Here is a 26,210-nt window from a genome sequence, read left to right as displayed (position 1 = left end):
CGGATGCGAAAATATCTGGAGGGGCAGGGCCGGTCAGTCGAAGGCGTAGGTGAACTGCCCGTCCGCCACGTCGAGCGCGACGCGCGCGACGCGCCCGCCCTCCATCGTGCGCCGCAGGAACTCGGTGGAGATGTCGGGGAGCATGGTGTTCGTGACGATCGCGTCGATCATGCGCCCGCCGCTCTCGACCTCCTGACAGCGGTCCACGATCGTCTGTACGACCGCGTCCGAATAGGTGAACGGCACGCCGTGGGTGCTGTTCACGCGCGCTTCGATGCGGTTGAGCTGAAGGCGCGTGATCTCCCCGATCATGTCCGGGCTCAGCGGGTAGTAGGGGATGGTGACGAGGCGGCCCAGCAGGGCCGCCGGGAACACCTTCAGCAGCGGGTCGCGCAGTGCCTTCGCGATCCCCTCCGGCTCCGGCATCAGGTCGGGGTCAGCGCAAAGGTCCATCACGAGGTCCGAGCCCACGTTCGAGGTCAGCAGGATCAGCGTGTTGCGAAAATCGATCAGACGCCCCTCGCCATCCTCCATCACGCCCTTGTCGAAGACCTGGAAGAAGATCTCGTGCACGTCCGGATGCGCCTTTTCCACCTCGTCGAGCAGGACGACGGAGTAGGGCTTGCGCCGTACCGCTTCCGTGAGCACCCCGCCCTCGCCATAGCCGACATATCCCGGAGGCGCGCCCTTGAGGGAGGAGACGGTGTGCGCCTCCTGGTACTCCGACATGTTGATGGTGATGACGTTCTGCTCGCCGCCATATAGCGCCTCGGCCAGCGCCAGCGCCGTCTCCGTCTTTCCCACGCCCGAGGTGCCGGCAAGGAGGAAGACGCCGATGGGCTTCGAGGGGTTGTCGAGCCCGGCGCGGGAGGTGCGGATGCGCTTGGCGATCATCTGCATCGCGTGGTCCTGCCCGATGACGCGGGCGGCGAGGCGCTGTTCGAGGTCGAGCACCGTCGCGATCTCGTCCCGGACCATGCGACCGACGGGGATGCCGGTCCAATCACCGACCACGCTGGCGACGGCCTGCGCGTCGACGATGGGCAGGATGAGCGGGGTCTCGCCTTGCAGCTCCTGAAGCCGGGCGTTCTCGGCCTGAAGGGCAGTCAGCAGTTCCGCGCGCGTGTCGTCGGAGGGTGCGCCATCGACCGCGCCGCTCTCCCGGAGCTTTGCCCGCAGGTCGAGGATCCGGGCCACGACGTCCTTCTCCGCCTCCCACCGCGCGTCGAGCTCGGTGAGGCGCGTCTCCTCCTCCGCTTTCAGCGCGGTGATGGTCGCACGCCGGTCGGCGACGTCGTAGCCCGCACTCTCGTCCCGGTCGATGATCTCCAGCTCGGTGGCCAGCGCGTCGATCCGCTTTCGCGCGTTGTCCACTTCCGCCGGGACCGCGTGCTGGCTGACGGCGACGCGGGCGCAGGCGGTGTCGAGGACGCTCACGGATTTGTCCGGGAGCTGCCGCGCGGGGATGTAGCGGGCCGACAGGCTGACGGCCGCCTCGATCGCCTCGTCGAGCACCTGCACCCGGTGGTGGCGCTCCAGCATCGTGGCGATGCCGCGCATCATCAGCACGGCCTTCGGCACGTCCGGCTCCTCGACCTTCACCACCTGGAAGCGGCGGGTCAGCGCCGGGTCCTTCTCGATATGCTTCTTGTACTCGGCCCAGGTCGTGGCGCCGATGGTGCGCAGCGTGCCGCGGGCGAGGGCGGGTTTCAGGAGGTTGGCCGCATCGCCCGTGCCTGCCGCCCCCCCCGCACCGACCAGCGTATGGGTCTCGTCCACGAAGAGGATGACGGGCGTCGCACTCGCCTGCACCTCGTCGATGACGGCGCGCAGACGGTTCTCGAACTCGCCCTTCATTGAGGCGCCGGCCTGCAGCAAGCCCACGTCGAGCGCCAGCAGCCGCGCGTCCTTCAGAGCCGGGGGGACGTCGCCGCGGGCGATGCGCAGCGCGAAGCCCTCGACCACCGCGGTCTTGCCCACGCCCGCCTCGCCCGTGAGGATCGGGTTGTTCTGGCGGCGGCGCATCAGCACGTCGACAATCTGGCGGATCTCCTCGTCGCGGCCGACGATGGGGTCGATCTTCCCCGTGCGCGCCTCCTCGGTGAGGTCGGTGCAGAACTGCTTCAGCGCCTCCTCCTTGCCCATCGCGGCGGGGGCGAGGGCGCCGGAGGCTTCGCCCGGCTCCGCCCCGGCGTTGGAGCCGTCCTGCGGGCGCATCGCGTCCTCAGGCGAGCCCGCGACGATGGCGGCGAAATCATCGGCCAACGCCTCGGCCTTCACCTTGCGCCATTCGGGAGATGTCGCCTCCAGAATGCGCCGCAGCGTATCCGTCTTCATCATGCCGAGGATCAGGTGCCCGGTCCGCACCTGGCTGGAGGAATGGAGGAGCGAGGCATAGACCCATGCCCGCTCCACCGCATCCGGCAGATGCTCCGAAAGATCCGAGATCGCCGTCGCCCCCCGCGGCAGCGTGTCGAGCGCGCGGGTCATGTCGGCGGACAGGCGGCCTGCGTCGAGCTCGAAATGCCGCACGATCCGGTGCACGTCGCTGTCCTGCAGGTTCAGGATCTGGTGCAGCCAGTGCACGACCTCGACATAAGGATTGCCGCGCATCTTGCAGAAGACGGTGGCGCTTTCGACGGCACGGTAGCCCAGCGGGTTGAGCTTGCCGAAAAGGGCGGAGCGGCTGATGTTCGACATGAGGTTTGCCTTTCTAAACGGCTGAAAACGCCGGTATCGCAGGCGCTGTGAGTGTGAGATCGTCCGCATCATCACCGGACCGCCGCCCGATCCAGCTCGTCCGGCCGAGCGCGCCTGATGAGCCGAGGACCGTCGCCGGTACCTCCTCGGCGCGCAGCACCAGCCGCGCCTCCCAGTCGAGGGTGTCGCCGGCATAGTTGCGGATGATGGCGGCGAGGCGCTTGAGGCTGTCGCCGCCGGGCAGCAGGCGGGTGTAGTCGCGCAGGCTTAGCGGCCCGATGCGCAGGCGGAACCGCGCCTCGCGCGACCAGACCTTCTGCCCGAGGCTCGCGTCGCGCCCCAGCGCCACGCCGCCGAGCGTGCCGCGGTCATGCGGCTCCAGATGCAGCCAGCCGCCGACGAAGCTCTCGATCTCGACCTGCGCGCCGAAGAAGTGGGAGAGCATCGCCTTCAGCCCCGCCTCGCTGCGCGGCGTGGCGGCGAGCAGGCCCGCGAAGTGGCGCTTCGCGAGGTCCGGCATCGCGTCGCGACACTCGAACGCCTCACCCAGCCGCCCGGTGATCGCGTCGAGCTTCGCCCCGAACGGGTCGTCGTCGGGCCGGTCGAAGGAGGGCGCGGGCTCGCCGCTCGCCCAGGCGCGGTAGAAGAGCGACATCATCCGGTGGTGGAACATGTCGGCAAAGGCCGCGAGCGTCGGGTCGTCGTGGTTGCGCACCCGGTCGCGCGCGTACTCGGTCAGGTGCAGCGGCAGCGCGCCGTTCGGGCCGAAAAGGCCGAAGACCCGCTGGGTGAGTCGCGCGCGCCCGTCCTCCTCCTCGAAAGCCGAAATGGTTGAGGTCGGAAAGGCGAGCTCCGGCTCCTGGCTGAGCCGCACCGGATCCTCCGCCGGGCGGCGGGAGCGGCCGAGCCGCGGGCGGTCGGCATGCGCTGCCTCGATCAGGCGCAGCGCCTGGAATATGTGATGGGATTGCGGGGTCTGACGGAGCGCCTCTAGGCGGCTCAGATCAGGACCCGCCGCCCGCTCTTCGCCGGCCATCGCGCGATGTCCCCCCGTTGCTGTGACTGGATGACGGTTTCGGTGAAGCTGTTGAGCGCGACATACTGGGCAAAGAACGCCTCCAGCACCGCACCCATCAGGTAGCAGCCGGTCCCCTCGAAAAAGCTCTCGTCGAAGCCGACCCGCACCTCCAGACCCCGGACAGCGGTGGAGAGCGCGCCATCCGCGATCCGCCGCACGATGGGGCGGGAGGAGACGGTGCTTAGCCCCTCGATCTGCTTGGTGAGGGCCGGATCGCCGAGCGGGGCGTAGAGGCCGATCAGCTCGCGCAGCGCCGCGGCGCCGGTGCCCCGGTCGGCATCGACGATGGACAGGTAGTTGAGGCTGAGATGGCTGACGAGCTGCCAGGCCCGCCCGCCTTCGGCCAGCCGCTGCTGCGGGCGGGTGGGCGGCACGATCGCCCGAATCTCCGCCACCGGACCGCCCTCGGGCAGGGTGAAGTCCGTATCGCCCGCGCCGATTGCCGTGAGCAGCGGCAGGTCGCGATTGGTGCACAGCGCCGTGACGGCGAGTTGCTTGATGTTGCCGGGATAGGGCGCCTGGTCCCGGTCGCTGAGCGACAGGTAGACCTCGGAGCCGAGATAAGACGTGCGCACCCCCTTCAGCCGCTGCTTCTCCGACCGCTGCCGCATTCGGCGCTTGAGCGCATAGTAAGCGCCGTGGGTCTGGCCGAAGGGGGTGACGTCCTCGGCGCTGTAGAACGGGCGGAACTCGACGTCGTCCTCATCCTCGCCCGCGATGCCGGTGACGCTGTCGAGCTGATAGATCTCGTAGTCGAGCGGCGCCGTCCGATCGACGGTCACGTGGTGGTCGATCCCGGTGTGGGAGACGGCGACCCGGTCGCAGCGTTTGCGGAAGAGGTTGATCGCGGGCACCGCGTGCAGCTCGAAATTGGCCGCATCGACGAATTTCAGGCCCGGATTCTCCTCCGCCAGCAGGATGTAGAGGTCGAGATCGTCGCCCGTGGCCCGACGCACCGCCGGTTGCAGGTTGCCGAGGTCGAGGAAGAAGAACCGCTGCGGAATCGCGAAGTATTCCTGGAGCAGCCGGTAGCAGTCGAGCGACTGGCGCGGCAGGGGCAGCAGCGCGTCCTCGGCGTCGAAGCCGCGGGGGGTGATGGCTTTGCCGAGATACTCCGACCAGTCCGCGCGCCGATCCGTCGAGCGCCCGGCGAGGCCCAGCCCCTGACCCAGGATCGCCTCGTAGAGCCGCCAGGGCTCCGCCGCCGCGCCCGACAGGAACACCGTGAGCCGGTCGAGCGTCAGGGCCGAGATCGGCGCGCCGCCCGTCCGCCGGATCCGCAGACGCAGAGCCGCCTTCGCCGGCCCGTGCTTCGACAGGCCCGCTGCGACCAGCGCGCTGCGCCCCTCGACGTATTCCGCCTCCGCCACCTCCAGCGGCCAGAGGGTCACGTCCTGCGAGGTGGTGAAGCGGCACGCCGTCTGCTCCCCCTCGAACACGCGCCCGCGCAGGGTGGTGCCGCGGGGCAGGGTGACGCCCTCCTCCATCTTGCCCTGCGCCGTGTCGGGCGTGAGCCGGGCGATCATCATCGATGGGGTGGGGGCGAGGAAGTGGGGGTAGACGATCTCCAAGAGGTTCTGCGTCAGCACCGGGTACTGGGACTCCAGTTCCAGCTGCACGCGGGCGGCCATGAAGGCGAAGCCCTCCAGCATCCGCTCCACGTAAGGATCGAGCACTTCGAGCTGATCCATGCCGAGCCGCCCGGCGATCTTGGGGTACGCCTCGGCGAACTCCGCCCCCATCTCGCGGATGTAGGAGAGCTCGCCTTCGTAGTGCTTCAGAAGCCGCGTATCCATCGCCCTATCCCTGCTGGCTGACCTTGACTTCGCCGGTCGTCACGTCGAGCGCCGTGCGCAGGTAGAGCGCGACCGGCACCGGCTCGGCCCAGAGCTCGCCCCGAATGTCGAAGGAGATGACGGCGCCGGTGCCGGACTTTTCCTGCCGCATGACCACTTCGAGGGTCTGGGGCAGGATGCGCGGCTCGAAGGTCTCGATCGCGTGGCGGATGGCGTTGCGAAGCTGGGTCGCGCGGTCGACCGTTCCGACGGTGCCCGCGATATCGGGAATGCCGTAGTTGAGGACCGAGCGGGCACTGTAAGGATGCCCCTCAAGATCCTGCGATGCCTCGAAATTCGAGGTGTTGAGCAGCCAGGAGAGATCTCGTTGCACGATCGCGCGCAGCCGGGCGATGTCGATGGTGCGGCTCGACGCGGTGTCGGTCTGCCGGTCCGGCGCCTCGTCGGTCAACCGGTCGAGGAGGGACGGCTGCAACCGCTCCGCAAGCAGGTGATTAGCCATCCTGCGCCTCCCCGCCGATCACCAGCTCGCGCAAGTCCATCAGCGCGCAATCGGTGGTGTCGGTCGCGAGCAGGCGCTGGCCGAGGCCCGCGGTGACGTGCTCGCCTTCGGTGAGCCAGTCGGTCGCGCGGGCGAGGCGGTGCTGGGCCTCGCCGCCCGCGCCGGGATAGCGGGTGGGGATCAGCACCACATCGCCGCCGCCGTCGGCCCAGATCACGGTCGCGGGCATCCAGACATGGTCGCGCAGGTCTGCGGGCGGCTCCAGCGTCAGGCGGCGGATGGCGGGGAACGGCGCCCAGAAGTAGCGGCCGTTCAGGATGATCTCCAGCACGGGGCCCATCCGCGGATCGGCATCGGCGATCCATTCGAACGGCGTGCCGTTGAGGATGCCGGGCATGGCGGGCGCCGCGTCGAAGGCGTGGGCGCGCAGCTCTTCGGCACTGGCGCGATTGCCCGCCGTCTCCATCGCGAGCGCCTCGACGAGCCAGGTCGTCCAGTCCTCCGGCTCACCAAGGATCGGCGGGGTGCCTGCGCCGGAAAACACCTTCTCCCGGTAGAGCTCACAGATGATCGCCTCGCGATAGGTCTGGGCCATCGGCGTAGCGGTGGGGTCGAGCTTGGCGCAGGTGCGCAACTGCGCGACGGCCCGGCCCCAGTCGCCGAGTATGCACAGAAGCTGGAAGAGGAACACACGCGCCTTCGGATCGTCGGGCGCCTTGCGCACATGGTCCTGCAGGGCGGCGAGCGCACCGTCGAGATCGCCGTCCTTCAGCAATTGCGCGGCGGTCATCGACCCGGTGCTGCGGGAGATCGGCTCACCCATGACGACCACCCCGCTCGGCCAGCCGCCGCACCTCTTCGGTGAGCGCCGTGATCTGCGCGGTCTGGGCGTCGAGCGTCTCGCGCAGGGCGTCGGCCTCCCGCTCCGCCTCGGCCTCCACCGCGGCCTGCATCGTGTTGACCAGCAAACCGATGAAGAGGTTGAGGACCGCGAAGGCCGTCATCACGATGAAGGGGACGAAGACGATCCAGGCGCGGGGGTGCTCCTCCATCACCGGGCGTACGATCCCCATCGACCAGCTTTCCAGCGTCATGATCTGGAAGAGGGTGTAGAGCGAGGCGCCGAGCGAGCCGAACCACTGCGGGAACGTATCGCCGTAGAGCACCGTCGTGATGACCGCGAAGACGTAGTAGACGATCGAAAGCAGCACCATCACCGCCGCCATGCCAGGCAGCGCGTCGAGCAGCGCGCGCACCACGGACTGCATCTGCGGCACGATGGACAGGAGCCGCAGCGCGCGGATGACGCGCAGGCCGCGCAGCGCCTTCACCCCGTCCGATTGCGGGAAGTGGGAGGCGATGACGATCACCAGGTCGAAGATGTTCCAGGGCGAGCGGAAGAACGACGGACCGTAGGCGATCAGCTTCGCCACGATCTCCACCGTGAAGGCGACGACGACGATCCAGTCGATGATGTCGAGCAGCGGGCCCACCCGCTCCGACACGATGCTGGAGGTGCCGAGGCCTAGAACGATAGCGTTCAGAACGATGATCCCCAGGATCGTGTTCTTGACCAGATCGCGTTCGAGAATCTCGCGGAGCCGGCGGCTGATCGGCCAGGACGGCATTATCTGCATCGACATCGACATGATCACAGCGCCTTCTCCGTAGATTGAACCTGAGGGGGCGCCGGCGGGCGCAGGGAACGCATCGCCGGCGGGAACCGGGCGCGCGGGAGGCCGCGCCCGGTAGGGGCGTGTTACTTGCGCACCTCGTAGACGTTCTTGTTGAGGACGCGGCTCCACTTGACTTCGCCCTGGCCCTGCTGGGCCTTGCTCATCTTGCCCTTGGAGTCCTGCTTGAAGTACTCGACCTTGATGGCGCCGTACTGGAAGATGATTTCCTCCTCGCAGATGTCGTCGCCTTCCTGGCCGGACCAGGTCATGTCCTGCACCATCACCATCTTGAAGTGGAACTTCATGAAGGTGGCGCCGGAGCGGTCCGTGGAGCCGCCCGAGCGGCGCAGCTCGATGATGGCTTCGTCGAAATGGGTGCCGGTGCACAGCGTGTGGAAGAGCCCGCAGGAGGCCGTGTCGGTGCGCTTGCTGACGGTGAACTCCTTGAACTCCGCCTTGCCGGCGCCACCGCCGCCGCTGTCCGAACCGATGTTGATCTTGTTCTCGGCCCCGAAGTTGAACGAGCGCAGCTCGAACGCCTTCTTGCTGGGTGAGCCCATCTCGTCGTCGAGGGTTTCACCGACGACCAGGCTCTGGCCGGGAAAGTAGAGGAATGCGTCGAAAGCCATCTTGGTGTCCTTTCACTGGCGTCAGGGGGAGGGGCCGGGGCGCAGCCGCCCCGGAACCGGGTGTCAGTCGCCCCGCTGGGAGGGCAGGCGCGAGACCAGGCGCAGAGAGACCGACAGGCCCTCGAGCTGGTAGTGCGGCCGCAGGAAGAACTTCGAGGTGTAGTAGCCGGGGTTGCCCTCGACCTCCTCGACCTGGACTTCTGCGGCGGCGAGCGGGTGCTGGGCCTTCACCTCGTCAGGCGAGGTCTCGGCATTGAAGTCCACGTACTTGTTGATCCAGGTCTGCAGCCATTCCTGCATGTCCTCCCGCTCACGGAAGGAGCCGACCTTGTCGCGGACGATGCACTTCAGGTAGTGGGCGAAGCGGCAGGTCGCGAAGAGGTAGGGCAGCCGTGCGGCGAGGTTGGCGTTCGCCGTGGCCTCCGGATCGTCGTACTCCGCGGGCTTCTGCAAGGACTGCGCGCCGATGAAGGCGGCCATGTTGGTGTTCTTGCGGTGGATCAGCGGCATCATCCCGTTCTGGGCCAGCTCCGCCTCGCGCCGGTCGGAGATCGCGATCTCCGTCGGGCACTTCATGTCCACGCCGCCATCGTCGGTGGGGAAGGTGTGGGTCGGCAGCTCGTCGATGGAGCCGCCTGACTCCACGCCCCGGATCCGGGTGCACCAGCCGTATTCCTTGAACGACCGGGTGACGTTCCGCGCCATGCCGTAGGCGGCGTTGACCCAGCAGTACTTCTCCGACGAGGCACCCTCGGTGTCCTCCTCGAAGGCGAAGGCCTCGACCGGATCGGTCTTGTCGCCATAGGGATGGCGCCCGAGGAAGCGCGGCATGGCAAGGCCCAGATAGCGGGAGTCCTCGCTCTCGCGCAGCGCGCGCCAGGCGGCGTATTCCGGCGTCTGGAAGATCTTGGTGAGGTCGCGCGGATTGGCGAGCTCGGACCAGCTGTCCATCTGGAAGAGCGACGGATCGGCCCCGGTGATGAAGGGGGCGTGTGCAGCGGCGGCGACCTTCGACATCTCGCCCAGCGTCTCCACATCGCGCGGGCTATGGTCGAAATGGTAGTCGCCGACGAGGCAGCCATAGGGCTCACCGCCGAACTGGCCGTACTCTTCCTCGTAAAGCTTCTTGAAGATCGGCGACTGGTCCCAGGCGGTGCCCTTGAACTTGCGCAGCGTCTTCGCGAGATCCTTCTTCGAGACGTTGAGGACGCGGATCTTCAGCATCTCGTCCGTCTCGGTGTTGTTGACGAGGAAATGCAGGCCGCGCCAGGCGCTTTCGAGCTGCTGGAAGTCCGGATGGTGCAGGATGAGGTTCACCTGCTCCGTCAGCTTCGCGTCGAGGCCCGCCACGATGCTCTCGATCGAGCGCAGCGCGTCGTCGGAGACCAGCGCCTCGTTCTGCAACACCTGCTCGGCCAGCGTGCGCACGGCCTCCTCGACGGCGGTCTTCGCCTGGTCGGATTTCGGGCGGAACTCCTTTTCCAGAAGGGCCGCGAACTCGTCGAAGCCGGACTGGGTTTCGGTCACGGCCGCTGCGGCCTGATGCTCCATCTCGCTCATCGATCAGTCCTCGGTCTCTTGGCTGGGGGCAGGGGCCGAGGCGAGGGCCTGAAGGAGCGCCGGGTCCTTGATGAGCTGCGCCATCAGGTCCTCCGCACCGGTCTTGCCGTCCATGTAGGTGGTCAGGTTGGCGAGCTGCGTGCGCGCCTCCAGCAGCTTGCGCAGCGGCTCGACCTTCTGCGCGATCGCGGCCGGGGAGAAGTCGTCGAGGCTCTCGAAGGTCATGTCGACCTTGAGGTTGCCTTCGCCGGTCAGCGTATTGGCGACGCTGAAGGCCGCGCGCGGCTTCATCGACTTCATGCGGCTGTCGAAATTGTCGACGTCGATTTCGAGAAACTTGCGGTCGGCGACGGCCGGAAGCGGCTCCTCCGACTTGCCGGAGAGGTCCGACATCACGCCCATGACGAAGGGCAGTTGAACGGACTTCTCCGCGCCGTAAAGCTCCACGTCATACTCGATCTGGACACGTGGCGCGCGGTTTCTCGCCAAGAACTTCTGACTGCTGCCGGCCATGCTCGGGCTCCCTTATCTGTCTGCCAGTAGGTGCCCGGGGCCCGCGTGAAGGTTCACGCGGGCCGACAATTAATCGTAGGAATTCTCGTCTTCGCTGAAGCCGCCGATGAGGGCGACGTTTTCGACGCCCGCAGGCGCCATGTCGCGCATGATCGTCACGAAATCGGCGGAGACGAGGCGCCGCGCGCGGGCGAGCAGCATGGGCACCGGGCTCGACGGCTCGACCTGCTCGTAATAGGCGACGATGCGGTCGATCGCGGCCTTCACATCCTCGGGCGAGGCGATGGCGCCGGTGCCGGAGACGGCCGTGGGCGTCGCTTGCGGCGCGGGGGCAGGCGTGTCGTCGGCCGTGGTCTCGGCCGTCTCCACATCCTGTGCGACGTAAGGCGAGATGCGCCGGGCGATCTCGCGCAGCATCCGGGTCAGCAGGTCGAGATCCGGCCCCGCCGTGCCGATCCGCGTGTCGATCGCGGTGGAGATCGCGGCGACATGCGCCTGGCTCGCCGCCACGGCACTCGCCAGGGCCGCCAGGTGATCGGGGTCCGTGTCGCGAAAGGCCGCCTCGATGGTCTGCGCGCCCGGCGCTTCCTCTTCCTCCGCCGGGGCCACCTCGCCCTCGGCGATCAGGAGGTCGCGCAGGCTGAACTGACCCATCGCGCGGCTCTGCGTGAGTTTCGCCTCGCGCAGCGCCTGCAGCACGGTCGTCCGGCTGGTGAGGCCGAGCACGGCGTTCACGCGCGCCGTCGGATCGTCGTCATCCTCGGCGTCGAGCTGCGGATGGACGCTCTCCCAATGATCCTCCAGCGCGCGGCGCATGTAGTCGAGCACCTGTTCGAAGGCCGGGAGCCCGCCGGTGCGCAGTGCGGCGGTGGCGAGGATCACGGCGACGCGCAGGTCGCGGGTGCGGCCGAGCAGGGCGGTCGCCCCCTCCACGACGGCCGGATAGTCCGGATCCTCCGCCGGGATGACCGCGTCGCCGACGACCCGCTCCTCACCGGGCTGGCTCGCGAGCTCCAGCGCCATGAAATCGGGATCGTATTCCAGATCCTCGCCGCTCGGCGCATCGTCCTGGAGGTCGTTGAGAAGGCTCTGAAGATCGAGCATGGCGGGTCCTTTCGATGAGGGGCGCTCAGCGGAGCACGGCGTCGACGGCGCGCAGGAAGGCCGCGCGCTCGGTCGTGTCGGTGATGCTCTCGGCCACGGTTTCGGCGAGGGCCGCGGGCGTCGCCGCGCTACTCGCCTGCTTGCGCACCAGGACGCTCGCGATCGGGCCGAGATGCGGTTTCAGAAGGTCGGTGATCCGCGCCACCGCGTCCGGCGGCAGTCCGTGGGCGCCGGGCAGCGATGTCTCGCCATTGCCCGCCAGCACCCGTTCCATTAGGCGGCGCATCTCCGCCCGCTCAGCCGGGTCGTCGAATTCCTCTAGGACGGCGGCCACCATTTCGTCGGCGTTCGATGCGCTCGCGGCGGCGCGGCGGGCGATGATGCTGCCCATCGGGCCGATGCTTTTTGTCAGGTGCTGTGCGACCTTGCCCAGTGTCTGTTCGTTGATCCGCTCCAGCATGGTGGCAGAGAAGCTGCCGGACCCGGCGGCTCGCCGAGGTCGCGCGGCCACCTCGATCAGGCCGGTGCGATCCGCGGTCGGAAGCACCGCCTCCAACGCCGCACGCATGGCATCCGCACTCTCGAACCGGTTGTCGGGGTCGACGCTCATCGCGGTCAGCACGACTCGGTCGATCTCGGCCGACAGCTCCGGCTTCACCTCGCTGGGCGGGGTAACCTTGCCGTTGCGCACCACCTCGAACAGCGCCTCGACGCCGCCGCCGCGATACGGTTTGCGACCCGTCAGAAGCTCGTAGAGCATCACCCCGCAGGCATAGATGTCCGCGCGCGCATCGACCTCGCGGCCCGTGAGCTGCTCCGGCGCCATGTAGGAGGGGGTGCCGACCATACCGGCGCCCGTGGCTTCCATCGCGGTCAGCCGCGCGATGCCGAAATCGGTCAGCTTCACCGTGCCGTCATCGGTCAGCATCACGTTGGCGGGCTTGAGGTCCCGGTGCACGATACCAGCTGCATGGATGCAGGCGAGCCCGGCGAGGATCTGGCCCATCAGCGCATGGATCTCCTCCAGCGGAAAGGGATCGGGCGAGGCGCGCCGATCCTCCAGCGTGACGGACCGGATGCGCTCCATCACGAGGTAAGGCCGCCCGTCCTGCTGCAGGAACTCGAAGATCGTCACCAGGTTCGGGTGCAGCACCCGGCCCGCCGCCCGTGCCTCCCGCGCGAAGCGATCGAGCCAGTCCTGGCTGTCGGCGGTCCCGATCAGATTCTGGTGGATCGTCTTGATCGCCACGGGTCGGTCGATGTCGGGGTCCTGGCCCGCATAGACCACGCCCATCGCCCCTTCGCCCAGCACGCCGTCGATGCGGTACTTCCCGATGAACCGGCGTCCGCCGCCAGGTGCGATGACCGTTTCGTCAGACATCGATCATGCTCATCGCGCGTTCGAGGCTGCGGCGCATCCGGTTGAAGGAGATCGACAGCGAGCTGATCTCGTCCTTGCCGGGCTTGCGATACTCGTCGATGGAAAAGTCGCCCATGCTCACCTTCTCGGCTACCGTCGACATGCGGCGGACGGGGCGCAGCACGATGCGGGCGAGCATCAGGTTGGTCAGCACGAAGACCAGCAGGAACACGAAGGCGAGACCGGAGACGAGGATGATCGCCGTCTCACGCGCCCGCTCCTCGACCAGCGCCATGGGGGCGGAGATGATCTGCGCGCCTACCGTCTCCCCCAACTGCCAGCCGAAGCCGTTCTCGGAGCCGTAGAGATCGACCATCGCGGGCGGCGCGATATCGGGATCGGAGTGGCAGCGCAGGCAGCCTTCCTGATAGATCGTCACCGGGAACGCGACGGTCAGGAAGCTGCCCTCATCGGTCTCGACCTCCGCCGCGATCCGCTCCAGCGACGGGTCGGCGCGGAACTGCTCGATCATGTCCGTTTCCAGCGCGTTCGGCAGGTCGGCGGGGTTGGTGGGGTTGAGGGCTGCCTCCTTGTAGCGGAACTCCGGAAACTCCTCGTTGAACGTGTCGAAGACGGAGCGGGCGGCGAAGGAAGTGATCTTCTCCGGCAAAAACAGGATGTCGCCATTGTCGGACAGCAGCGGGTCGATGTTGTTGAGCGTGTAGGACCGCACCGCCGTCGCGTTGGCGCGCAGGAGGTTGATCGACTGCTCGACCTCCTGCACCGCGGTCTTGCGCACGATAACGTAGGAGATGGCGGTCGCCACCGTGATCCCCACGGCGCAGGCGAGCAGCAGAACGATGTTGTACTTGAAACGCAGACCCATGGTCGTGATCCTCTCTTCCTTCGTCGGGAGCGGTCAGGAGCTCAGGTCGAGCAGTTGGCGGCGGCTGAGGACACCCGTCGGCTCCTCGGCGCGCTCCTCCTGGAATGTGCGGATCGCCTGGCGGGTCTGCGGGCCGAAGATGCCGTCGACCAGCCCCTTGTAGTGGCCGAGATCGCGCAGCACCCGCTGGAGGGAGCGTTTGGCCGAGCGGGAAAGGGAGGCTTCCAGCAGCGACAGCTCCTCCAGCGTCTCGGGCGGCGCGGTGGCGATCTCGACCGTCTCGGTGGTTTCGGCGACGGGCTCGGGCTCGATCACCGGCAGCACGATGACCTCGGTGGGACCCTCCGGCTCCGTCGGGGCGCGCAGGATCGTGGGGGTCTGCGGGAAGGCGGAGAGCGTGACGCCGGTCTGGGTGAACATCCGGCGCATCAGGGCGCCGAGCTCGACCTCCTCGTTCTGCAGCGCGTCCTGCAGGATGACGTCGAGGTTCGGGAAGGCATCGGGCTCGGCGACGACGATCGGGCTGGAGCCCGGCACGGCCTCGGGCGCCTCGATCAGGGGTGCGAGCTCCGCCGGCACATTGTCCGCTGCGCGGACCGTCGCCAGCACCGCGCCGCCCTGTTCGGCCTGTGCGGCGGAGCGGGCGAAGGCGAGCAGCGGGATGCCCTGGGTAAAAAGATCCGTCGGCCGCTCGATCCGTGCCCCGTCCGGCAGGACGAAGGCACGCCCCTCGAAGGTCACCGCGGGCAGGTCGAGGTAGACGAGGCTCACCCGCGCATCCGCGGCCTCCCGCGCGAAGCGGGTGAGGATCGAGCGGAGCTGTGCGTTGCTCGGATCGTCTGCGCGCAGCGTCTCAGTCCCCAACACTTCCAGATGGGACTGGACCTCGTCGGCGCGGGCCGTCCCGTCTCCGGTGGCGACGACGAGGGCGAGGATACGTTCGGACTGGGCCGAGGCCACAGGGGCCATCCCGATCAGGCAGAGGGCGAGGGCAAAGGCGCGCGTGATCATCCGGTTCGGTCCCCTTGTTCCGGTGCCCGGGCCCCGATGGGGCAGCACGGACAGCCGGTCGCTGCGGTCACTTCGTTAGTGACCCCAGCGACCGATCCGGTTCATGGCGGGGAGGAAGAATTTGCGGGCGCACCCGCAGTGTCGGCGGCGCGCTAGCCGCCGACCCTTGGACCGCAGGCGAGCGCCGGGTCGACGCTGGTCCGAAGCGCTTCACAAGCGTCCAGCATCGGACGACCGTTGTGGAGCGCCCGCGCGGTGCCGAACGTGCGCAGGATCTCGTCGCTTCCAAGCGTGTCGTCGGCGGCGAGCATCAGGGCCACGACCCCGCTCACATGCGCCGCCGCGACCGACGAGCCGGAGAAGTAGTCGTAGTCTCCGCCCGGGGCCGCGCTCAGCACGTCGACCGATGGGGCCGGAACGGGTCCGTCCGCCAGATCGCCCGCGGCGATGACGCCGGGGACGGAGGCGGGGAAGGCCGGGGCAGGCGCCTCGCCCCAGGCCGCGACCACCACGATCCCGGCCTCGCGCGCGGCGCGCAACAGCTCCGCGAGCAGTGGATCGGGCCGGCCGCCGAGGCTCATGTTGAGCACATCGACATCGTTGAGGATCGCGAAGTTCACCGCGCGGGCGAGGGAGAAGCTGTTGCACTCCCCCGCGCCGGTGCCGGGCTGCCAGCAGGCGCGCAGGCTCACCAGCTCCGCCTCGGGCGCGACGCCGACCATGCCGAACCGGTTGGTGGCGTCGGCGGCGATGATGCCCGCGATGGCGGTGCCGTGCGCTTCACCCAGGACCGCGCGGTCATCGCCCACGAAGTCGCGCAAGTCGCGGACATTCGCCGCGAGGTCCGGGTGCGTCCCGTCGATCGCGGAGTCCACCACGCCGACCGTGACGCCCGCACCGGTGGAGACGCTGTGCGCGGCCAGGATGTTGAGATAGCCCAGCGACGTCTGCGCCGGGAACAGCGGGTCGGGATAGGGCTCTGTCGAGGTGCTGAAGACCTGCATGCGCTGTACCGTGCGGATCTGGGCGTCGGCCTCCATCCGCTCGATCAGCGCCTCGACCTCCGCCGCGTCGTCCGCCTCGACCACGAGGCAGTAGACGTCGAGCGATTGCAGCGGCCACTCGGCCGCCAGCGTCACGCCGAAGCGCTCCACGATCTCGTCCACGGTCGCCGCGAGCGCCTCGGGCTCCTCGATCGGGAGGGTGATGACGAGGTGCTTGTCCGAGGAGAGCTGCTCCGCCGCCGGGGGCGTCGGGGGTGCCGGCAAAACGGTTTGGGCCTGCGGGGTGCAGGCCACGCAGGGAAACAGCGCCAGCGCGAGCGCGACGGTGCGGCTCGCCCGGTTCATGGCTGTTCGCTTGGAGTGGCGAACACGATTTCGGGCGCGGTCATCAGCGTCTCCGACAGGGTTTCGAGATCGGTGCCCTCGGCCCCGTCGGCCGGCACGGCGGTGTAGACGCCCGCCTCGGACGGCCCGGCGATCAGCTCAAGCCCGTAGGAGGCGAGGATCTGCGCGAGCCGGTCGGCGTCGAGGCCCGCAACCGGCTGGAAGCGGATCGCGGTTTCCGCTTCCGCACCGCCGCTGGTCAGCGTGCGAAAACCGTCCTCGACAGGGGCGACGAGGATGATGAGGGCAAGGAAGGCCGCCACGGCAAGGCCGGCCGGAAGGAGCCCCCCCCGAAATCCGCGAAGCCACCCGCCCGCATCCTTCTGCGGTGTCCGGGCCTTGTTGTCCGCTTCAATCTGCGCGCGCAGCTTCTCCCAGCTTTGCGACGAGGGGGCTTCAAAAGGGTCGACCGTGGCCATCTTCTCCGCCAGGCGGCGCTGCACGGCCACCTCCGCGGCAAACTCCTCGCTGGTCGCGAGGCGCTCTTCGACCGCCTCCATCTCTTCAGGCGGAAGGGAGCCGTTCACGTACCACGGGATGAGCTCCCAGAGCGCGTCGTGGCCCTCCTCGGGCCGCTTATCGTGTGTGTCACGCAACTTCATTCTCCGGAAATAGCTCCGTATTGTCCGACAGCATGTCCCGCAGGCGGCGACGTGCCGTCATCATACGCGTTTTGACGGTACCCACCGGACAGTCGAGGATTTCAGCGATCTCCGTATAGAGATAGCCGTTGTAGTAGGTGAGTTCGACCACCGCGCGCAATTCGGGTGTCAGCCGGTCGAGCGCGGCCTTGAGGTCCTTGGCCCGGATCACCGCCTCTGCGGTGTCTCCGTTGTCGCCGATCAGGTTCTCGTCCAATTCCACGTCTCCCTTCCGCTTCTGCATCTTCTCGCGCTGCTTGAGCGACTGGCGATAGGCGATGCCGAAGATCCAGGACGAGGGTTTGGATCGGCCCTGGAACCGGTCCGCCGTGCGCCAGACGACCATGAGCGTGTCGTTGGCGACCTCCTCCGCGATCTCGGCACTGCCGGTGATGCGCCGCGCGAAGTGCATGAGCTTTGGAAAGTAGCGCCGATGCATCTGCTCGAACGCGGCCATGTCACCTTCTGCGACGGCAGCCAGCAAGGCTTCGTCGGTGGTGTTCTTTGCCCCTGATGCGGGCTTCGGGATCAGTTTGAGTAGACGCATTTCGGTGGTGTCACTTTGCTGTCTGCAATCATAGGTTCCCCGGTTCGGGAGAAAGGTTCACGCCCCGCGAAAAAAATTTCGGCCCGAGCGGCGGGTGGCCGTCCGGGTTCTGCAGGGCAGCGGTGGGCGGGCCGCCGGTCATGGCGGACGAACCGCCGGTGCGGCGTTCCCGAACGGCCCGACGCGGTGCCGCCCGGCGGGCGTGAGATTGCGTTTCGACATGGCGCTTGTCCCCCTGCGCTCGCGCCGATCCGGCCTTCTGGGTCCGGATGGGCGCGGTCCTGCCGCCGAAAGATGTTAACGGCGAATCAACTCGCCTCAAACGTGCGGGGGACACGTTGTAGTCAGCGTTGTAGTGGCTCGCGGTGACCCGCCGAAGCTGTGGACCTCATGACGATTTCTTGAACTTTGAGTGACACGTCACCACCCAGCCCACGACAGACCGGGTGGACAGGGCGGTCGCCGTGTCTTCAGCGCAGGATGTGCCAGACGCCGCCGACCCCGTCGCCGGTCGCGTCACCCGGCTGCTGATCGCCGGCCCAGTAGTAGAGCGGCATGCCCTTGTAGCTCCACTGGGCGGTGCCGTCGCGCCGGGTGACCAGACCGAAATCGCCCTCGGCCGCCGCACTCTCCGCCGCGATGAAGGGCGGCCAGGCCTGTGCGCAACCGTCATAGCAGTTGCTCACGTTCGGCCGGTCGCGATCGAAGATGTAGAGGGTCATGCCGTCGCCATCGACGAGGATGCCGTCGCCCGACAGGCTGGCCGGGGCGGCGGTCGCACCGACGGAGACGAGGGACAGCGCCGCGACGGCGAGGAAGGTGACGGGTTTCATGGGGGATCTCCTGGGATGGGCCCGGGCCGGGATGGACCGGGACTTGGGACTTTCTTGGTGCCCGCCATCGCGCCCAGGGTTCACGGCGTGGGTCGGGAATGTCGCGCCGCTGCCGCTCTTTTCATCACGCTGCCCGGGATCGTGGCAGACACGCTCCGATTGCAGCCCGGGACGCGCCGGGTCGCACGCCTGTGCTTGCTCGCCACCCGCAGGAATGTCAGTTTCCAACTCTTGAAGGGCGCGCTTGCGTGGGGCTGGATGGCGCGCCGGGTCGGAGGGGAATGACGCACGGTCTGGAAGTCCGGATGCTGGGCGAGCTTCAGGTCCTGGTGGAGGGGCAGGAGGTGGCACTCCCGCCCTCCCGCAAGGCCCGCGCGCTGCTCGCCTTCCTGATCGCCACCCGGCGGCCGCATCGTCGCGAGCGGCTGTGCGAGCTCTTCTGGGATCTGCCCGATGACCCGAAGGCCACGCTGCGCTGGGCGCTCAGCAAGCTGCGGCGGGTCGTGGACGGACCGGAGCAGAGCCGGATCGTCGCCGATCGCGAGCGGGTCTGGTTCGACGCTGGCGGGGCCTGCATCGACATCCATGACATCGCCGCAGCGCTCCAGAGATCCGACACGCCGGTCGCCGCCCTCGAGGACATGGCGCAGCGCCTGCAGATGGACCTGCTCGACGGGCTCGACGATGCGGGGGACGAGCGTTTCCGGTCGTGGCTGACCGCCGAGCGGGAGGATGCGCGCGTGACGCTCTGCGCCGTGCTCCGCCAGCTCGTCGATCATCCTGACATCACTCCGAGAGCGGCCGAGAAGTGGGAGCGGCTGTGGCAGGAGGTCGATCCGGACGGTGCGCACGCCCATGTCCGGCCCGAACCGACCTCGAAGCCTGCCGGGGACATTCCGCAGGCCCGCAAGACCGCGGCCCTCAATCGTGCGCTCAAAAGCCAGAATATTGGGTTCTGCGAGGTGCCCGACGGCACCAAGGTGGCCTACGCCACCATCGGCTCCGGCCGGCCGATCCTGAAGGCCGCCAACTGGCTCAACCACCTCGAATTCGACTGGTCGAGCCCGATCTGGGGCCGCAGCTTCGCGGCACTCGCCCGCTACCGCACCTTCATCCGCTATGACGAGCGGGGCTGCGGCCTCTCGGACTGGGACGTGAAGGACCTCAGCTTCGACGCCTTCGTCGAGGATCTGGAGGCGGTGGCGGACCGGGTCGGGCTGGAGCGGTTCCCGCTGCTCGGCATCTCGCAAGGTTGTGCCGTGTCGATCGAATATGCCGCGCGACATCCCGAGCGCGTCTCGGGCCTGATCCTCGTCAGCGGCTATGCCGCGGGCTGGCGCGTGATGGCAACGACCGAGGAGCAGGCGCGGCGCGAGGCGGTGCTCACGCTGACCGAGCTCGGCTGGGGCACCGACAACCCCGCCTACCGCCACATCTTCTCCCAGACCTTCATGCCGAAGGCGCGTGCCGCCGATCTCGCCTGGTTCGACGAGTTCCAGCGCCAGACGACCTCGCCCCGCAATGCCGCCCGCTTTCAGGAGGCGTTCGGACATATCGACGTGCGCGACCGGCTGGCGGACGTTCGCGCGCCAACGCTGGTGCTCCACTGCAAGGACGACCAACGCATCCCGCTCGCCGATGGCAAGGCCGTCGCGGACGGCATTCCCGGTGCGGAGTTCGTGGTGCTGGATAGCTGCAACCACATCATCATGGACAGCGAACCTGCCTGGCGCACCTGTGCCGAGGCCATCCAGCGCTTCGTCGTCCAGCACGGCCTCTGACAGCCCCTTCAGGCGAACCTTTCCTCGGCATCCCGGCACCTACGCCGCCACGGGACGCTCATGGAACTGGTCCAAGGCGAGGAAAGGAGCCGAGATGATCGGGATCAACAACATCAAGTATCCCGACGACTACGCCGCGATGATGAAGCGGCTCGGCGTCTCCGATCAGAAGGGCGGGCAGAAGATGCTCCCCGCCCTCCAGACCGACAATGACAAGGATGCGGAGAGGATCGCCGATAGCGTCATCCGCAAGGAGCAGATCAAGCAGAAGCCGCGCGAACTGCTCGCGGCGATGCGCAAGCTCTTCAAGTAGTTAGGGCCCCATCGTGACCCGAAAGGCTCCGATCCGTCGGCGCCTTTTCCCGTTGGGCCTGCGGGCGATTTTTCCATGTCCCGCTGAACCAAACCCGCGCCCCGCCGCACTCACAACCGAGATTGTTTGGACAAGCAGGAGATTGCGTTATGGCGGATGGAAACGGCTACAGCGACGGGCACTGGCAGGTGACATTGAGGGTTCTGGCGCTCCCGAACGAGCCCCGGTTCCTCGCCGCTGCGCAGGACGCTTTTCTCGCGTGCGAGACCAAGGATGCCGGGGTGTTCCGGCGGGATGCCAGCACGCTCGCCACGCTGATCCGGGCGGAGCGGGAATACATCCTCGACTGGCGCAGCCGGAACGGATGGCAGCCCGACGACGGGGTCGATCTGACCGGCAACGCCAACCCCCTCAACGACGTGATGGGGCTCATGGCGACCCTGGTCGATCGTGTGGAGCGGCGCGGCGAGGTCGAGCTCGATCCGGAGTTCGACGAGGATGACGAGGATTTCCGGCCCGAGGATGGCGGTCTCGATTTCAACGGCATCGATCCGGATGCCGACGACGGCACGCCACCGCCGGGCGACGGTGGCAACCCGCCGGGCGATGGCGGCAATCCTCCGGGCCAGGGCGGTGCACCGGGCTCCGGCGGCGCACCCGGGGCAGGGGGCGCACCCGGGGCTGGCGGGACCGGCTCCGATGACGGCTCCCGCCGCGGCGGCGCCGGCGGGGCAGGCGGTGCAAACGGGCGCGCGGACGACGACAGCTCCGACAGCGGCAGCGATGACGACAGCGAGCCGGACTTCGACGAGAGCTCCTTCCAACGGCCGGATCTCGACACCTTCCTCGACGACGAAAGCGTCGCGGAAAGCGAATCCGATTTCGACGACAGCCCCTACGAGCAGGCCGATCTCGAGGAACTCTTCGGCTCCGACGCCACGCCCGAGCCGGATCCCAACGTCGGCCGCCCGATCCCACCCCTCCCCGACGACGGGGACGATCCCAATGCAGGCCGTCCCATCCCGCCGCTCCCAGACGACGGGGACGATCCCAATGCGGGCCGGCCCATCCCGCCGCTGCCGGACGATGAGGAGGCCGACCCGAACGCGGGCCGTCCCATTCCACCCCTCCCGGACGACGAGCCGGGCGGCGATGACGGCGCCAAGGGACCCTACGTGCTTCCGCCGAAATACGGCGCGTTCTTCGATGACCTGCGTAAGGCGAAGACCGAGAAGGAGCGCCGGCAGATCGCCGAGGAGATGCGGCACCACTTGCTCATCCGAAACGAGTGCCCGCCGGACATGACGCTGGACGAGATCCTCGCCGCCGCCGACCGCGCGATGGCCGCACCCCGCCGCGCGGCGGAGACGGAAGATGTCCAGGACGGCGACGCCCAGCCCGAGCGCTACGACATGGCAACCATGGAGCGTTTCGAGCGCCAGCGGGAGGAGATGGAGCGGGGCGAGGCGCGCTCCAACCCCTTCGCCACGGATACCATGGAGCGCTTCGATCGTGAGCGGGCCGAGATGGATGAGATCAGCGCCTTCGAGGTCGAGGACTCCGAAGACGGAGAGGCGCCTCACGAGTTCGAGGTGGCGCCCGCGAACGTCCCTGCGGCCTACAACCGCGAACTCGACGCGATGGCCCGCGCGCTCGCCAATTTCGACATGCGCCGGGTCCGCCAGATCGCGGAGGCCATCCTGCGCGCCATGAAGGCGAACGGCGAATGCCCCGAGGACACCACCGTCGAGCAGATCTACGCCGCGCTCGAAATGGCCATTCGGGCGGAGGAGGAGCGGCAGGGCGCGGCCGACGGCGACGGGCAACGCCTCTCTGCCGAGGAACGCGGCCGTCGCTGGGGCAGCATCGTCGTCTCCGAAATCGAAATGGAGGAGGTTGAGTCCGAGACGCCCCCTGCACCGCCGGAGCCGGACGTATCCGAACTCGTGCCGGGCTCGGAACCCGGCGCGACGCAGACGGAGGAGCAGGACGGCTCCGACACGGACTCGGATCCGTTCCCGACCGGCGGTGAGCCCCCGACCGGCGGCACCGACGATCCGTTCCCCGATGACAGCCCGACCGGCGTCGACCTGGACCCGGATGCGGATCTGGACGACATCTCGACCCTCGACGGCGCGGAGATGGAGACGGAGAGCGATCCGTTCCCGACCGCTGATCCGGATCCGTTCCCGACGCGCCCGGCTGATCCGTTCCCCGATGACGAGACGCAAGGCAGCGGCACCTCGGATCCCTTCCCGGATAACGGGCCGAGCGGTGTCGATCTGGACGACCTCGACACCGACGATGACGGATCGACCGACAGCGGCTCCGACGACGACTCGGAATCGGATGACGAGACCGATCCCTTCCCCGGCGACAGCCGCCGCGGCCCCGACCGTAAGGATCCCGACGGCGGCGCGGCAGGTGCTGCGGCCACGACGGGAGAGTCCGGAGGGGCTCCGGATGGAGGCGCGCCGACCGGTCCCGTCACCATCCCGTCCCGCTACCGCCCGCATCTGGAGGCGATGTCGAAGGCGAAGGCCGATGGCAAGAAACAGGCCATCATCGCCCTCGCCCAGGACCTGATGGACAAGATGCAGTCCCGCGGCGAGTGCCCGCCCTCGGCCACCATCCGAGACGTGCTCGCCGCCGCCACCGCCGCGATGCCCGATGCCAAGCCCGCACCGAAGGCGGAGGCGACCGGCGCCGGCGCGCTCGCCGGCATGGACAGCGCCCAGCTCCAGAAATACGTAAGCAAGGAGGTCAAAGCGATCACCGGACTGCTGGAGCAGGATGCGGAGGCCGAAGCGAAGTCGCGTGCGGTCATGCTGTCGGGCAATCTGAGGAAAGCGAGCCCCGACGCCTACATCCCGCCGGACAAGATCCTTGCCCTCGCGGCCAAGGGCGTGAAGGCGACCGCAGGCGCCTCTGCCGATGCCGAGGCAGGTGTCGAGATCAGCCTCAGCCACGTCCAGAAGACCAACTGGTCCAACTTCGCGAAGGTCTACAACGCCGACGCGGAGGAGCAGGAGAGCTTCAAGGAGGTGGCGACCCTGATCGCGAAGACCGGCCGGGACAGCGGCGCATCGCGTTCCGCCGCCAAGGCCTTCATCACGAGCCAGAAGAAGGAGAAGCGCAAGAGCTTCAAGTTCCGCAATTCCCAGCACCTCGTCGACGCGGTCGAACAGGCGATACGGATGCGGGCGACCGGCCAGAAGCTGAAGAAACCCCTCAAGCCCTCCGACATGGGCGGCGAGGGCTGACCGACCCGATGCGGGGCGGCTCCTGCGCGGGGCCGCCCCTCTTTTGCTGCGTGCATGTCTGTGTCATACTACGAGGCTGGCACAATAGCGCAGATTAAGTGCAATAGCTGGGAGGTGAATACTTCTATATTCTCAATCTGAGAGGCAGATTGAAACAACTATAACATTTAAAATCAAAATTTTTAATATCTTTGATTCGAATTTTAGTGGCGGAGCGGTCAGCGAATTTGAGTGACTATGCACGTTACAAGGCTTCAGACTTATACTGAAGTCTTTGGAGGCGAGTACCGGAATCGAACCGGTGTACACGGATTTGCAATCCGCTGCGTAACCACTCCGCCAACTCGCCGCCGGGTGTGGTTGGTCAGATAACGAATGCGGCCGGGGGCGTCCAGAGCCATCTTTGAGCCGTTGCCTGCGCCCCGGCGCTGTGGCAATCACGGCCAAACGATGCCCAGCCGGACCGCAAGGACGCGCCCATGACCGACTTCACCGCCGCCCGGATTGCCATGGTGGACTGCCAGATCCGTCCCTCCGACGTGACGCGCTACCCGATCATCAAGGCGATGCTGACGGTCCCGCGGGAGGAGTATCTGCCCTCCGCTGCGAAAGCCGTCGCCTATATGGGCGAGCATGTGGAGATCGGGACGGGCCGCGTCTGCCTCGATCCGCGGGTGCTGGCCAAGATCATCGATGCGCTCGCGATCCAGCCGGGCGATCTCGTCCTCGATATCGGGGCGGGCTACGGCTATTCCACCGCCGTCGTCGCCATGATCGCCGAAGCCGTCGTGGCCATCGAGAGCGACGAGAGCTTCGCCGAGACGGCGGTGGGCACGCTGCAGGCCCAGGGCGTCGACAATGCGATCGTCGAGACCGGTCCGCTGGAGGAGGGCGCGGCCGGCCACGGTCCCTATGACGTCGTCCTGATGCAGGGCGGGGCCGAACGGTTGCCGAATGCAATCGAGGAGCAGTTGCGGCCCGACGGGCGCATCGCGATGATCGAGATGTCGGGTGCCTTCGGCGCCGTCAAGCTGGGTGTCAAAGGGGCAAACGGCATCACATGGCGCCGTATCTTCGATGCCACTGCACCGGTTCTTCCCGGCTATGCTGCCGAGAAAGCGTTTGTATTCTAAGCGCAACTGCGTGACAGTCACGCAAGTGGCGGTTCCCCCCACCGTCAGGGATCAAGACGACAGACAGGAGCAGGGTATGGCACGCGGCATGAGACGAGTGGCAGGTCGAGTTGCGGGAGCCCTTTCGGTCTGGGCGATGCTGTCCAGCGGTGTGGCGGCCGAGACGCTGACCGATGCACTGGTGCGCGCCTACAACACCAACCCGACGCTGGAAATTTCGCGCGCCGCATTGCGCGCCGCGGACGAGGAGGTGCCCCAGGCCCGCGCCGGCCTGCGCCCGAACGTGGACGCGATCGGCACTGCGACGCTCAGCACCAACAATGACCGCTTCTTCGGCGGTCGGGACGACTTCACGGATCGGGAGACGATCCAGCTCGACGCCGACTGGACGATCTTCGACGGCGGTGCGACTTCTGCCGCGACCAACGCCGCCCTGGCGGATGTGAACGCGCAGCGTGCGGCGCTGGTGACGGCGGAGCAGAACCTGCTGCTCGATACCATCACCGCCTACATGGACGTGCGCCGCGACCTGCAGTTCGTGCGGCTTGCCGAGAACAACGTGGTCGTCATCGGCCGCCAGCTCCAGGCGGCCTCCGACCGGTTCGAGGTGGGCGAGGTGACCCGGACCGACGTGAGCCAGGCGCGGGCCCGTCTCGCATCCTCCCGCACCAACCTCGTGACCAACGAGGGTGCGGCCGAGCGCTCGGCGGAGACCTATGAGGCCATCGTCGGCGTGCGTCCCGGCGACCTCGCGCCGCCGCCGCCGACGCCCGAGCTGCCCGCGACCGAGGAAGACGCCATCGCCATCGCAATGGCGAACGAGCCGTCGCTTCAGAACCTGCGCGCGCAGGTCGAAGCCTCCGAATTCCGGGTGCGCCAGGCGCGCGCCGCGTTCCGTCCGAATGTCAGCCTGAACGGCAACCTGACGGCCGGGAACGGCTTCGAGGACGGAGCTTTTGACGGGGCGCGATCCTCGACCCGCGACACCACGGTCGGTGCGAACGTGACGCTGCCGCTCTATCGCGGCGGGGCGCTGTCCTCCGCCGTCCGGCAGGCCGTCGCGAACCTCGAGCAGGATCAGGCCGAGCTGCAGGATGCCGGCCGGACCGTCAGTCAGAACGTCTCCTTCGCCTGGACCAACCTGATGGTGGCCCGGTCCTCCATCGTGTCCGCCCGGCAGGAGATCACGGCCGCCCGCGTCGCCTTCGAAGGCATTGTGGAGGAAGCCCGCCTCGGCGCGCGGACCACGCTCGACGTGCTCGACACCGAGCAGGACCTTCTGAACGCGCAGTCCGATCTGGTCGCAGCACAGCGGGACGAGGTGGTGGCGGCCTACACGCTGCTCTCCGCCATGGGTCTCCTCACCGTGGAGCACCTGAACCTGCCGGTCGATGAGTACAACCCGGATGCCTACTTCCGCGCCGTGGAGAACGGGCCCTATGCCAGCAGCCGCGGCGAGGTGCTCGACCGTATCCTGGGCCGGAACTGAGGGAGAG

At 67.8% G+C, this 26,210-nt stretch carries 22 protein-coding genes and 1 tRNA gene; 5 read left to right on the top strand and 18 right to left on the bottom strand.

From position 1 onward, the window contains the following. Positions 1-33 precede the first annotated feature (33 nt). The 17 genes from tssH to I0K15_RS20270 form a co-directional block, all read right to left on the bottom strand. Complete coding sequence (tssH, locus tag I0K15_RS20350; protein WP_196103299.1) at positions 34-2,700, bottom strand: type VI secretion system ATPase TssH; 2,667 nt, start codon at positions 2,698-2,700, stop codon at positions 34-36. Positions 2,701-2,713: 13 nt separating this feature from the next. Then, a complete protein-coding gene (gene tssG / locus I0K15_RS20345) occupies positions 2,714-3,736 on the bottom strand; it encodes a type VI secretion system baseplate subunit TssG (protein ID WP_196103298.1) in 1,023 nt (340 codons plus the stop codon). Further along, positions 3,700-5,574, bottom strand: a complete 1,875-nt coding sequence (gene tssF, locus I0K15_RS20340; protein ID WP_196103297.1) for a type VI secretion system baseplate subunit TssF — start codon at positions 5,572-5,574, stop codon at positions 3,700-3,702. The genes tssG and tssF overlap by 37 nt, the downstream gene beginning before the upstream one ends. Before the next feature lie 4 nt (positions 5,575-5,578). Next, complete coding sequence (gene tssE / locus I0K15_RS20335; protein WP_196103296.1) at positions 5,579-6,076, bottom strand: type VI secretion system baseplate subunit TssE; 498 nt, start codon at positions 6,074-6,076, stop codon at positions 5,579-5,581. Beyond that, complete coding sequence (locus I0K15_RS20330; protein WP_230374201.1) at positions 6,069-6,899, bottom strand: type VI secretion system accessory protein TagJ; 831 nt, start codon at positions 6,897-6,899, stop codon at positions 6,069-6,071. Before I0K15_RS20330 ends, tssE begins: the two co-directional genes overlap by 8 nt. Continuing rightward, positions 6,892-7,719 carry an ion transporter gene (locus I0K15_RS20325; RefSeq protein ID WP_422393995.1) on the bottom strand — a complete coding sequence of 276 codons (828 nt, stop codon included), beginning with the start codon at positions 7,717-7,719 and terminating at the stop codon, positions 6,892-6,894. The genes I0K15_RS20330 and I0K15_RS20325 overlap by 8 nt, the downstream gene beginning before the upstream one ends. Positions 7,720-7,835: 116 nt before the next feature. Then, entirely contained in the window at positions 7,836-8,381 is a 546-nt protein-coding gene (locus tag I0K15_RS20320) for an Hcp family type VI secretion system effector (protein WP_196103294.1), read from the bottom strand. A 63-nt stretch (positions 8,382-8,444) separates the two neighbouring features. Then, entirely contained in the window at positions 8,445-9,941 is a 1,497-nt protein-coding gene (gene tssC / locus I0K15_RS20315) for a type VI secretion system contractile sheath large subunit (protein WP_196103293.1), read from the bottom strand. Between the two features lie 3 nt (positions 9,942-9,944). Next, positions 9,945-10,454 carry a type VI secretion system contractile sheath small subunit gene (gene tssB, locus I0K15_RS20310; RefSeq protein WP_196103292.1) on the bottom strand — a complete coding sequence of 170 codons (510 nt, stop codon included), beginning with the start codon at positions 10,452-10,454 and terminating at the stop codon, positions 9,945-9,947. A gap of 69 nt (positions 10,455-10,523) precedes the next feature. Then, complete coding sequence (tssA, locus tag I0K15_RS20305) at positions 10,524-11,558, bottom strand: type VI secretion system protein TssA (protein ID WP_196103291.1); 1,035 nt, start codon at positions 11,556-11,558, stop codon at positions 10,524-10,526. A 25-nt stretch (positions 11,559-11,583) separates the two neighbouring features. Beyond that, the gene (locus tag I0K15_RS20300) at positions 11,584-12,939 is read right to left on the bottom strand and encodes a serine/threonine-protein kinase (protein WP_196103290.1); all 1,356 of its coding nucleotides are present in this window, start codon (positions 12,937-12,939) and stop codon (positions 11,584-11,586) included. Next, entirely contained in the window at positions 12,932-13,804 is an 873-nt protein-coding gene (locus tag I0K15_RS20295) for a c-type heme family protein (protein WP_196103289.1), read from the bottom strand. Before I0K15_RS20295 ends, I0K15_RS20300 begins: the two co-directional genes overlap by 8 nt. Positions 13,805-13,837: 33 nt before the next feature. Beyond that, positions 13,838-14,815: a peptidoglycan-binding domain-containing protein gene (locus I0K15_RS20290; RefSeq protein WP_196103288.1), complete on the bottom strand. Its 978-nt coding sequence runs from the start codon at positions 14,813-14,815 to the stop codon at positions 13,838-13,840. A 152-nt stretch (positions 14,816-14,967) separates the two neighbouring features. Next, a complete protein-coding gene (locus tag I0K15_RS20285) occupies positions 14,968-16,164 on the bottom strand; it encodes a S8 family peptidase (RefSeq protein ID WP_196103287.1) in 1,197 nt (398 codons plus the stop codon). After that, entirely contained in the window at positions 16,161-16,799 is a 639-nt protein-coding gene (locus tag I0K15_RS20280) for a hypothetical protein (RefSeq protein ID WP_196103286.1), read from the bottom strand. The genes I0K15_RS20285 and I0K15_RS20280 overlap by 4 nt, the downstream gene beginning before the upstream one ends. Continuing rightward, positions 16,792-17,391: an RNA polymerase sigma factor gene (locus tag I0K15_RS20275; RefSeq protein ID WP_196103285.1), complete on the bottom strand. Its 600-nt coding sequence runs from the start codon at positions 17,389-17,391 to the stop codon at positions 16,792-16,794. The genes I0K15_RS20280 and I0K15_RS20275 overlap by 8 nt, the downstream gene beginning before the upstream one ends. 470 nt (positions 17,392-17,861) lie before the next feature. Next, positions 17,862-18,224, bottom strand: a complete 363-nt coding sequence (locus tag I0K15_RS20270; protein ID WP_196103284.1) for a COG4315 family predicted lipoprotein — start codon at positions 18,222-18,224, stop codon at positions 17,862-17,864. A gap of 281 nt (positions 18,225-18,505) precedes the next feature. On the opposite strand from I0K15_RS20270, the gene I0K15_RS20265 reads away from it, so the two are divergent. The 3 genes from I0K15_RS20265 (at position 18,506) to I0K15_RS20255 (ending at position 23,581) form a co-directional block, all read left to right on the top strand. Beyond that, on the top strand, positions 18,506-20,005 hold the full coding sequence (locus I0K15_RS20265; protein ID WP_196103283.1) for a bifunctional AfsR/SARP family transcriptional regulator/alpha/beta hydrolase: 1,500 nt from the start codon (positions 18,506-18,508) through the stop codon (positions 20,003-20,005). Positions 20,006-20,099: 94 nt separating this feature from the next. Then, positions 20,100-20,318 (top strand): hypothetical protein, encoded by a 219-nt coding sequence (locus I0K15_RS20260; RefSeq protein ID WP_196103282.1) that lies wholly within the window; start codon positions 20,100-20,102, stop codon positions 20,316-20,318. Positions 20,319-20,467: 149 nt separating this feature from the next. Then, the gene (locus tag I0K15_RS20255) at positions 20,468-23,581 is read left to right on the top strand and encodes a hypothetical protein (RefSeq protein ID WP_196103281.1); all 3,114 of its coding nucleotides are present in this window, start codon (positions 20,468-20,470) and stop codon (positions 23,579-23,581) included. Between the two features lie 275 nt (positions 23,582-23,856). Here the strand turns inward: I0K15_RS20255 and I0K15_RS20250 are convergent. Continuing rightward, positions 23,857-23,930 (bottom strand) — tRNA-Cys (locus tag I0K15_RS20250). A 130-nt stretch (positions 23,931-24,060) separates the two neighbouring features. On the opposite strand from I0K15_RS20250, the gene I0K15_RS20245 reads away from it, so the two are divergent. Then, positions 24,061-24,714, top strand: a complete 654-nt coding sequence (locus I0K15_RS20245) for a protein-L-isoaspartate O-methyltransferase family protein (protein ID WP_196103280.1) — start codon at positions 24,061-24,063, stop codon at positions 24,712-24,714. Positions 24,715-24,802: 88 nt separating this feature from the next. Continuing rightward, the gene (locus I0K15_RS20240) at positions 24,803-26,203 is read left to right on the top strand and encodes a TolC family outer membrane protein (RefSeq protein WP_196103279.1); all 1,401 of its coding nucleotides are present in this window, start codon (positions 24,803-24,805) and stop codon (positions 26,201-26,203) included. The last annotated feature ends 7 nt before the right edge of the window (positions 26,204-26,210 follow it).

The sequence above is a fragment of the Pontivivens ytuae genome (genome assembly GCF_015679265.1).
Taxonomy (GTDB): domain Bacteria; phylum Pseudomonadota; class Alphaproteobacteria; order Rhodobacterales; family Rhodobacteraceae; genus Pontivivens; species Pontivivens ytuae.
The sequence above is the reverse complement of the archived record's forward strand: the minus strand, read 5'-3'. Positions and strand labels throughout refer to the sequence as shown.